Here is a 9,009-nt window from a genome sequence, read left to right on the forward strand (position 1 = left end):
GGGTTGACCGGCGGGGGCGACTGCGGGGCCGACCCGAACGGCGGTGCCGACTGCGGCGCCGACCCGAACGGCGGCGAGGGCTGTCCGTACTGGCCCGGGTGCTGCGCCGGCGGGTATCCGCCCGGCTGGCCCGGGGCGGGCCAACCACCACCCGGCTGGCCGCCGGGCTGCCCCGGAGCCGGCCAGCCGCCCTGCTGCTGCGGCCAGCCCGGCTGCGGCTGACCGTAGACGCCCGGCTGGGGCTTCGGCCGCGGCACGTAGTAGAACTTCCGCCAGACCGCGTAGACCACCCAGGCGGCGGCCGCGAAGATCATCAGCCAGGCGAACCGGGTGAGCACACCGAGCAGCGCGTCGAGCACCTCGGCCTCGGCGAGCCGGCCCACGGTCCAGATCAGCATGGTCAGCGTGCCGAGCAGCGCGCTCACCGCGTACTCGCCGAGAGCCACCTGTGTGATCAGCTTCGCCTTCGGCAACACCGGCGACACGTGGGTGGCCAGCAGCACGGCCAGCAGCGGCAGGCCCACCGCCTCCAACCCGATGAACGCGAAGAACGCGCTGCCCGCACGGTCGGTGAAGGAGCTGTAGTCGTTCGGGCTGAGCAGCCGGAGCAGGCCCACGAAGAGGAACACGGCGTTGGCGCCGAGCAGCGCGAGCGCACCCAGTTCGCGTAGTGGCTTGGTCAGCTGGCGGGCCTGGGTCGCGTCGGTGGACGCGGGCTCGGCGGGGCTGGTCACGAACTCCCCCTCGGGGCGTGGACGGACAGGGCGCACGTGAGCCTAGTCTCCCGGGCCACCGGCGGACCGGAGGCGTCACGTGCGCGAGGATGGTCGACATGCGCATCGTGGTTCTGGCCGGCGGCATCGGCGGCGCCCGGTTCCTGCTCGGCGTCCGGGCGTACGCCCGAGAGGTCGGCGCCGAGGTGACCGCCGTCGTCAACGTCGGCGACGACCTGTGGCTGCACGGGTTGAAGATCTGTCCCGACCTGGACAGCGTCATGTACACCCTCGGCGGCGGCGCCGACCCCGAGCGGGGCTGGGGCCGGGTAGGCGAGAGCTGGACGGTCAAGGAGGAGCTGGCCGCGTACGGGGCGGAGCCGACCTGGTTCGGCCTCGGCGACAAGGACATCGCCACCCACCTGGTGCGCAGCACGATGCTCAATGCCGGCTACCCGCTGCACGCGGTCACCGAGGCGCTGGCGACCCGCTGGCAGCCGGGCGTACGTCTGCTCCCGGCGACCGACGACCGGCTCGAGACGCACGCGATCGTGAGCGCGAGGAGTGAGCCTGCGAGCCCCGCGGTCGCGAACAGCGCCGGCACGGCGGACGACGACCAGGGCCAGCGGGCGATCCACTTCCAGGAGTGGTGGGTGCGGTACCGGGCGGACATCCCCACCCACCGCTTCGTCTTCGTGGGCGCGGAGACGGCCAAGCCGGCACCCGGCGTGCTGGAGGCGATCGGCACGGCCGACCTGGTGTTGGTCGCGCCGAGCAACCCGGTGGTGAGCGTGGCGCCGGTGCTGGCCGTGCCGGGGCTGCGGGAGGCGGTGGCGGCCGGCCCGGCCCCGGTGGTGGGCATCTCGCCGATCATCGGCGGCGCCCCGGTCCGCGGGATGGCCGACCGCTGCCTGGCGGTGCTCGGCGTCGAGTGCAGCGCGGCCGGGGTGGGCCGACTCTACGGCGGCCGGGCGGCCGGCGGCCTGCTGGACGGCTGGCTGGTGGCCGAGGAGGACGCGGGAACGCTGGTACCGGAGGTGACGGTCCGCGCGGTGCCGTTGCGGATGACCGACGAGGCGGCGACGGCGGCGATGGTCCGCGCCGCGGTGGAGTTGACGTGAGGCTGGAGATCCTGCCGGTGCTGGGCATCGGCCACGTGACAGAGGGCGACGACCTGGCGGCCCTGATCGCCACCGCGGCGCCCTGGCTGCGCGACGGCGACGTGCTGGTCGTCACCAGCAAGATCGTCTCCAAGGCGGAGGGGCGGTTGGTCGACGTCCCGGCGGACGGGCCCGAACGGCTGGCCGCGCGCGACGAGGTGCTGGCCTCCGAGACCGCCCGGGTGGTGACCAGCCGAGGGCCGACCCGGATCGTGCAGACCCACCACGGCTTCGTGATGGCCTCCGCCGGCATCGACGCGTCGAACGTGGACAAGACCCGGCTGGTGCTGCTGCCGGTGGACCCGGACGCCTCCGCCCGGGCGCTGCGCGCCGCGCTGCGCAAGCGCTACGACCTGGACGTCGCCGTCATCATCACCGACACGATGGGCCGGCCCTGGCGCAACGGGCTGACCGACGTGGCGCTCGGGGTGGCCGGGATGCCGGCCATCCGCGACCACCGCGGCGAGGTGGACCCGTACGGCAACGAGCTGCAGCTCACCCAGATGGCCGTGGTGGACGAGCTGGCGGGCGCCGGCGAGCTGATCAAGGGCAAGTGCGACCAGGTCCCGGTGGCGGTGGTGCGGGGCTACCTCTCCACCACCAGCGCGGACGACTCCGCCGGGGCGCGGGCGCTGGTCCGCGATGCCGCGCAGGACCTCTTCTCGCTCGGAACCGCCGAAGCTCGGGCGGCCGGGCTGACCGACGCCGCCACGCTGACCGACGGTCCCGGCCCCACGCCGGCCGATCCGGCCGCCGCACGACGGGCGATCGACGCGGTCGCCGGGGTGGTCGCTCCCGGCACGGTCTTCACCCTGGTCGACGAGGCGGACGTACGCGCCGGCCTGATCGCCAAGGTCCCCGGCTGGCCGGACGGCGCCACCGCCCTGGTGCTCGGCTCGCCACCGGCCCCGGTGGACCCGATGGACCTGGTCCGCTTCGGCGCCGACCTGCACCGGCTGCGCGTCGCCCTGGCCGCGGAGGGCGTCGGTTCGACCCTGCTCCCCCCGCCCGCCGGCAGCCCGGCCAGCGCCACCCTCGCCCTCTGACGGGCAGCCGGTCGGGTCAGGCGTCCAGCATGGCCCGGCCGAGCGGGGTCAACGTGTGCAGCACGGTGTTGCGGTCCCGGTGGCTGACCAGCAGGCCGGCGTTGCGCAGCACGGTCGCGTGCTGACTGGCCGCCGCCGGTGAGATGTTGAGCCGGCGGGCCACCTCACCCGTGGTGCAGCCGTCGTCGCTGGCCTGCAACACCGCCGCCCTGGTCCGGCCGAGCAGCGCGGCGAGCGACTCGCGGCCGGCCGGGCCGGCCCCGTCGGCCGGCGCCAGCCCGCCCAGCCGGTCCACCGGGTAGACCAGCACCGGCGGCAAGGCCGGGTCGAGCAGGGCGACCGGGGTGGCGGCGCAGAAGAACGAGGGCACGAGCAGCAGGCCCCGGCCGTCCAGGTGCAGCTCCCGACTGTGCGGGTAGTCGCGGACCTCGAGAACTCCGTCCTCCCAGCGCATCGCCGGCCGGAGACTGGTGAGCAGGCCCTCCATGCCGCCGTCGAGCAGGGCCCGGGCCCGCCGGGACCGGTCCGCCGCCACAGCGGACTGGATCCGGCTCCAGTACGGGCTGATCGCCAGCGACCGGTACTGCTCCATCGACTCGGAGAGGTGGCGCAGCGCCGCCGCCTCGCCCCGGGCCAGCGCGCCGGCCGAGGACGGCAGCGGGTTCTCGGTGGCCAGCACGCTCAGGTCGCGGTGCAGCCGCTCAGTCGGGGTGCTGCGGACCGCGTCCAGGCCGGCCTCGAAGCCGTCGACGCTGGCGTACGGGGTGAGGAAGTCGGGGAAGTAGCCACGCGGCGGGCTCAACGCGAAGAGCAGCCGGAGCTGGTCGGAGGCGGCGTCCTGGCGCAGCCCTCGGGACACCGCGCGCCGCCAGTTGTCGGTCAGCGGATCACGGCTGCGGCCCTGCAGCAGGTGCAGGCTGAGGACCAACTCCCAGACCGGGTCCGCCGCCGGCGCCACCCGGGTCCGGAGGATGTCCTCGCCAGAAAAGTGGATCTTCAGCATGCAGCGCTCCTGAGCCGCCGGGCAGGGGGATGCCGGGTGGCTGTTCGACTCTACCTGGCCGGCACTTATCTCCATCTTTAAGCCTGAGCTGAAAAACCTCGACGCCTCCCGGGCCGGTTCGGCATGCTTCCAGTGCCCGAGCACGGCACCCACGCGTCACGTACGCGCGGCGCCGGGCACCGGGACCGGGGGAGGACCGGTGATCGGGCGGCACCACGAGGGTCTGCGGCCCTTGCTCCGCAGAGGTGCCGTCCGGTCGCTCCGTCGTCACGTTTCATGATGCCCCGCTCAGCCGGCCCAGAGCACGACCCGGTGGTCCTCGTCGGTGACGTAGAAGTGCCGCCCGTCCAGCTCGGCCAGCCCCTCGACGTGGTGCAGCGGCGCCAGGTCCGCCACCAGCTCCCCGGCGAGCAGGTGCCGGTCCGGGGCCGCGACGCGCGGATCGCCGCCCGGCAGCCGGAACCGGACGTGCCGGGAGGTCACGTCACCTCCGCCCGGATGGTCGTCGAGCAGCACCGAACCCTTGCCCAACGCGTCGATCGAGCCGATCACGGCCGCGTACCCGCCGTCGGAGGTCAAGGCGATCGCCCGGAACCCGGTCAGCGCGGCCGGCGGCGTCACCCCGGTCACCGCGTACGTCCCCACCGCCCGCGGCCAGGCCGGCTCCGCCGCGAACATGCCCGGCACGTCGGCCACCTCGACCAGGATCGGCTCGCCAGCCACGGTGACCGGGAAGCGCAGCCCCAGCAGCACCGTGCCGGCCGGAGTGAACGCCGCCGCCTCCACGTTCAGCGGCAGGTCGTCCGGGGCCAACCGACTCACCCAGCTCTTCTCGCGGGCGGTCCCCCGGGCCAGGGTCTCCACGATGAACCGCGCCCGCACCCGCTCCCCCGGCGGCAACGGGGTCAGCGGCGCCGCGACCAGCGCGTCGTTCACCGCCCGGTGCAGCCGGAAACGGTTGCGCACGACGTGCACCGGCACCGGCCCGGTCGCCGCCTCGTCCTCCCGGAACCGGGCCACGAACGCCCGCCGGGGGCGCAGTGGACCGGCCTTCGAGCCGAAGTGGGAACCGAAGACGTACACCCAGCCGTCGTGGTGGGCGAGCGCCTCACCGTCCTCGGTCCGGCCGTTCTCCCGGCCGGCGTCCGCCGCGACATGCCGCGCCGTCCACTCGCCGTCGTCCACCTCCAGCAGCAGGGCCAGACAGCGCTCCACCGGTCCCTCGTCCAGCACGGTCCAGAAACCCCGCCGGGCGCCGTACGCGCGCAGCAACGCCGCCGACCGCACCGGCAGCAGATCACTGGCCTCGTTGCCGGCCACCACGAATTCGAGGGCTCGCAGGGTCACCGCGTCAGCGTACGGAGCGCACGCTCGTAGAGTGGCGGCGTGCCCGACACCGCGCTCACCGGACCCGCCGCCCACCCGACCGACCCCGAGACGTACGCCGCGCTGCACGCCGACGCCACCGCGCTGCTCGACGGCTGGCAGCCCACCAGCCCGGACGCGGCCAACGCGCGGGACAGGACCCTCGCGCTGCTCGCCGCCGGGCCGGTCACGATGAGCCGACCGCACCGCCCCGGGCACATCACCGCCAGCGCGCTGGTGCTGGACGCCACCGGCTCACGGGTGCTGCTCTGCCTGCACGGCAAGTTCGGGCGCTGGGTGCAGCTCGGCGGGCACTGCGAGCCGACCGACCAGACCCTGGCCGGCGCCGCGCTGCGCGAGGCCACCGAGGAATCCGGCATCGCCGGCCTGCGCATCGACCCGGTGCCGATCGACGTGGACATCCACCCGGTGAGCTGTCAGGGCGGTTCGCTGCATTACGACGTCCGGTTCGCCGTGCTCGCCCCGCCCGGTGCGGTGGAGCAGGTCAGCGACGAGGCCGAGGCGCTGGGCTGGTTCCCGCCGGACCGGCTCCCCGAGCCACTGGCCGGCGGGACCGCGCAACTGGTCGCGCCGGCCCTCGCGGCCCTCAGACGTAGCCCTCTTCGCCCCGCTCCTTGAGCTCGTCGACCAGGGCCTTGACGTCCTGAGCCCGGTCGCGCGGGCAGACCAGCACCGCGTCCGGGGTGTCCACCACGATCAGGTCACGCACGCCGAGGGCGGCCACCAACCGGCCGGACTGCGGCACCACCACCAGGTTGGTGCTGTCCCGCAGCAGCACACCCGGCTTGGCGTCGGTGCCGAGCACCACGTTGCCCGACGCGTCGGCCGGCAGCACGTCGCCGAGGGTGTGGAAGTCGCCGACATCGTTCCAGCCGAAGTCGCCCGGCACGGTGGCCACCCGGCCCGCCGTGGCCGCGCCCTCCATCACCGCGTAGTCGACGGAGATCTTCGGCAGGGTCGGCCAGACCGTGCCGAGCACGTCGTCCTGCTCCGGGGTGCCCCAGGCGGCGGCGATCGCGGTCACCCCGGCGTGCAGGGCCGGCTGCTGGCGCAGCAGCTCGGCGAGGAACACGTCCACCCGCCAGACGAACATGCTCGCGTTCCACAGGTGCCGGCCGGAACGGACGTACGCCTCGGCGACCTCGACGGCCGGCTTCTCCTTGAACTCGGCCACCGGACGCCACGGCGCGTCCTCGGTCGGATCGCCGGTCTCCAGGTAGCCGTAGCCGGTCTCCGGCCGGGTCGGGGTGATCCCGACCGTCATCAGCATGCCCTGCTCCGCGCCGCGGACCGCTTCCCGGACCGTGCGCACCCAGTTGTCCGGGTCGCCGATCAGGTGGTCGGCCGCGAAGCTGCCCATCACCGCCTCCGGTTCGCGCAGCGCGATCACCGCGGCGGCCAGCGCGATCGCCGCGCAGGAGTCCCGGGGCGAGGGCTCGACCAGGATGTTCTCCTCGGGCAGCCCGGTCAGCTGCCGGGCGACCGCCGCGACGTGCGCGGCTCCGGTGACCACGAGTGTGCGGTCCGGTGTGGCCAGCGGCGCGAGCCGCGCCACGGTCGCCTGGAGCAGCGATGCGTTGGAGCCGGTCAGCGGATGGAGGAACTTGGGGTGGCCGGCTCGGGACAACGGCCACAACCTCGTGCCGCTGCCACCCGCCGGGATGACCGCATAGAGCATCCGCACATCATGCCCGACGGACACCGGCTGGGTGGGCGGCTCGCCATCCGGGCCCGGACGGTCACGAGCGGGCGCGGCTCCACGCGGCGATGTGCACCTCGGCGCTGGACTCCCAGGTGAACTCCTTGGCCCGGTCGAAACCGGCCTTCGCCAGCGACAACCGCCGCTGCTCGTCGTCCAGCAGCGCCGCCAGGTCGGTGCCGATCTGCTCCGGATCCTCCGATGTGTAGGCGACCGCGTCGCCGCCCACCTCGGGCAGCGAGAGCCGGGGCGTGGTCAGCACGGGGGCGGCGCAGGCCATCGCCTCCAGGATCGGCAGCCCGAACCCCTCGCCGTAGGAGGGGTAGGCCGCGACCAGCGCGCCGCCGAGGAAGCCGGGCAGGTCGGCGTAGCGCAGGTAGCCGGGGCGCAGCAGCCGCAGGTGGGACGGGACCTCGGCCACCGCCCGGTCGATGTCGTCGTCGTGCCCCTGCCCGCCGGCGATCACCAGGGCCGGCGGGTCGACCCGGTCGGCCACCGCCCGGGCCCAACCGCGGATCAGGTTGGGCACGTTCTTACGCGGCTCCTTGGCGCCGAGGAAGGCGACGTAGCTGCTGTTGCCCAACCCCAACCGGGCGCGCACCCGGGCCTTCTCCTCCTCGCTGGGCGCGTGGAAGGCGGCGTGGTCGACCCCGTGGTAGGCCACGTCGATCCGGGTCGGGTCGGCGTCGAGCAGCCGGATCAGCTCGTCCCGGGTGGCCTTGCTGGGCACGATCACCCGGTCGGCCCGGCGCAACGAGGTCTTGATCGCGCTGCGGAAGAAGGTCCGGCGGGACTTGTCGTAGTGCTCCGGCTCGGTGAAGAACGTCGCGTCGTGCACGGTGACCGTAACCGGACACCCGGCCCGCAGCGGGCAGGTGTAGAAGGGCGAATGCAGAACGTGCGCGCCCACCTGCTGAGCGAGCAGGGGCAGACCGGTCTGCTCCCAGGCGAGCCGCGCCGGACGGTGCGCCACGGCGGCCGGCGCGGGGATGATCTCCGCGCCGGGCAGCATCCGGGTGTACCGCTCCAGGTCGGTGCGGAGGCTGACCACCGCCAGCTCCACCCCCGACCCACACACCTTGCCGAGGGCACCGAGCAGACCATCGACGTATCGACCGACACCACCGCGGTCGGCGGGGACACTCGTGGCGTCGATGAGCACGCGGGGCGGGCGACCGGCGGTCACGGGGCGACTCCTTGCACTGGCGGGTCTGTGGGGAACAACACTCCGGGGGCCAAGCCTACGCCGGAGCACGGGGCCGACGCTGACTGCGACCCGACGGTACGCCGACTTGTCATCGTCTTCGAGTACGGCCCACAGGGGCGTATCGTTCGCGCCGATGGCCGACAACATTGCCCGGGTGTTCGCCGACGCGATCGCGACCGACCCGACCCGACCGTTGCTGACCTGGTACGACGATGCCAGTGGCGACCGCACCGAACTGTCCGGCGCGACACTGGCGAACTGGGTGGCGAAGACCGCCAACCTCCTCGTCGACGAGGTCGCCCTCGCCCTGGGCGATCCGGCCGGCGTGCTCCTGCCGCCGCACTGGCAGACCGCGGCCGTGCTGCTGGGTTGCTGGTCGGCCAAGCTGAGCGTGGTCGACACGCCGGGCGACGTGGACGTGCTCTTCGCCGCTGCCGACCGCCTCGACGAGGCGCAGTCCTGGTCCGCCGGCGAGCGGTACGCCCTGGGGCTGTCGCCGCTGGCACTTCCGCTGCGGCAGGTGCCACCCGGGTTCGTCGACTACGTGGTCGAGGTGCGCCGGCACGGCGACCACTTCCGCCCGCAGCCCGGACCGGGCCCCGCGGACGGTCCCCTGCTGGCCCGCGCCGAGGCGCGCGCTGCGGAGCTGGGCATCACGCCCGGCGCCCGGATCCTGATCGACGCGGCCCGCTACCCCGACCCGGTCGACTGGCTGCTCGCCCCGCTGACCCAGGCCGCCACCGTCGTCCTGTGCGCCAACCTGAACCCCGCCGACCTGCCCGCCCGCCTGAAGGC

Annotated in this window: 9 protein-coding genes; 4 read left to right on the forward strand and 5 right to left on the reverse strand. The window is 74.2% G+C overall.

Going from position 1 to position 9,009, the window contains the following annotated elements:
• The coding region (locus EAD98_RS29330) for a hypothetical protein (RefSeq protein WP_121657200.1) at nucleotides 1-734 on the reverse strand (734 nt) is incomplete at its 3' end.
• Between the two features lie 98 nt (nucleotides 735-832).
• On the opposite strand from EAD98_RS29330, the gene cofD reads away from it, so the two are divergent.
• Both cofD and EAD98_RS29340 read left to right on the forward strand, forming a co-directional pair.
• Entirely contained in the window at nucleotides 833-1,834 is a 1,002-nt protein-coding gene (gene cofD / locus EAD98_RS29335) for a 2-phospho-L-lactate transferase (protein WP_121657201.1), read from the forward strand.
• On the forward strand, nucleotides 1,831-2,919 hold the full coding sequence (locus EAD98_RS29340) for a coenzyme F420-0:L-glutamate ligase (RefSeq protein WP_121657202.1): 1,089 nt from the start codon (nucleotides 1,831-1,833) through the stop codon (nucleotides 2,917-2,919). The genes cofD and EAD98_RS29340 overlap by 4 nt, the downstream gene beginning before the upstream one ends.
• 16 nt (nucleotides 2,920-2,935) lie before the next feature.
• Here EAD98_RS29340 and EAD98_RS29345 read toward each other — a convergent pair whose 3' ends face one another.
• Nucleotides 2,936-3,922 (reverse strand): winged helix-turn-helix domain-containing protein, encoded by a 987-nt coding sequence (locus EAD98_RS29345; RefSeq protein WP_121657203.1) that lies wholly within the window; start codon nucleotides 3,920-3,922, stop codon nucleotides 2,936-2,938.
• Between the two features lie 288 nt (nucleotides 3,923-4,210).
• On the reverse strand, nucleotides 4,211-5,269 hold the full coding sequence (locus EAD98_RS29350; protein WP_121657204.1) for a hypothetical protein: 1,059 nt from the start codon (nucleotides 5,267-5,269) through the stop codon (nucleotides 4,211-4,213).
• 39 nt (nucleotides 5,270-5,308) lie between these two features.
• Here EAD98_RS29350 and EAD98_RS29355 point away from each other — a divergent pair, with 39 nt between their 5' ends.
• Nucleotides 5,309-5,926 (forward strand): NUDIX hydrolase, encoded by a 618-nt coding sequence (locus EAD98_RS29355; RefSeq protein ID WP_121657205.1) that lies wholly within the window; start codon nucleotides 5,309-5,311, stop codon nucleotides 5,924-5,926.
• On the opposite strand, the gene EAD98_RS29360 is transcribed toward EAD98_RS29355, so the two are convergent.
• On the reverse strand, nucleotides 5,895-6,986 hold the full coding sequence (locus EAD98_RS29360; RefSeq protein WP_121657206.1) for a mannose-1-phosphate guanylyltransferase: 1,092 nt from the start codon (nucleotides 6,984-6,986) through the stop codon (nucleotides 5,895-5,897). The genes EAD98_RS29355 and EAD98_RS29360 overlap by 32 nt on opposite strands.
• 61 nt (nucleotides 6,987-7,047) lie before the next feature.
• Nucleotides 7,048-8,193, reverse strand: coding sequence for a glycosyltransferase family 1 protein (locus tag EAD98_RS29365; RefSeq protein WP_121657207.1), 1,146 nt, complete (start codon nucleotides 8,191-8,193; stop codon nucleotides 7,048-7,050).
• 154 nt (nucleotides 8,194-8,347) lie between these two features.
• On the opposite strand from EAD98_RS29365, the gene EAD98_RS29370 reads away from it, so the two are divergent.
• Nucleotides 8,348-9,009, forward strand: a 662-nt coding sequence (locus tag EAD98_RS29370; RefSeq protein WP_121657208.1) for a TIGR03089 family protein, incomplete at its 3' end; no start/stop codon positions are given.

Source organism: Micromonospora sp. CV4 (genome assembly GCF_003667455.1).
In the GTDB taxonomy this organism is placed as follows: Bacteria; Actinomycetota; Actinomycetes; order Mycobacteriales; family Micromonosporaceae; genus Micromonospora.

What these genes read in the sequence shown, in the direction of transcription:
- cofD (WP_121657201.1), top strand. Translation starts at nt 833, where the DNA reads ATGCGCATCGTGGTTCTGGCCGGCGGCATCGGCGGCGCCCGGTTCCTG.
- EAD98_RS29345 (WP_121657203.1), bottom strand. Translation starts at nt 3,922, where the DNA reads ATGCTGAAGATCCACTTTTCTGGCGAGGACATCCTCCGGACCCGGGTG.
- EAD98_RS29360 (WP_121657206.1), bottom strand. Translation starts at nt 6,986, where the DNA reads ATGCTCTATGCGGTCATCCCGGCGGGTGGCAGCGGCACGAGGTTGTGG.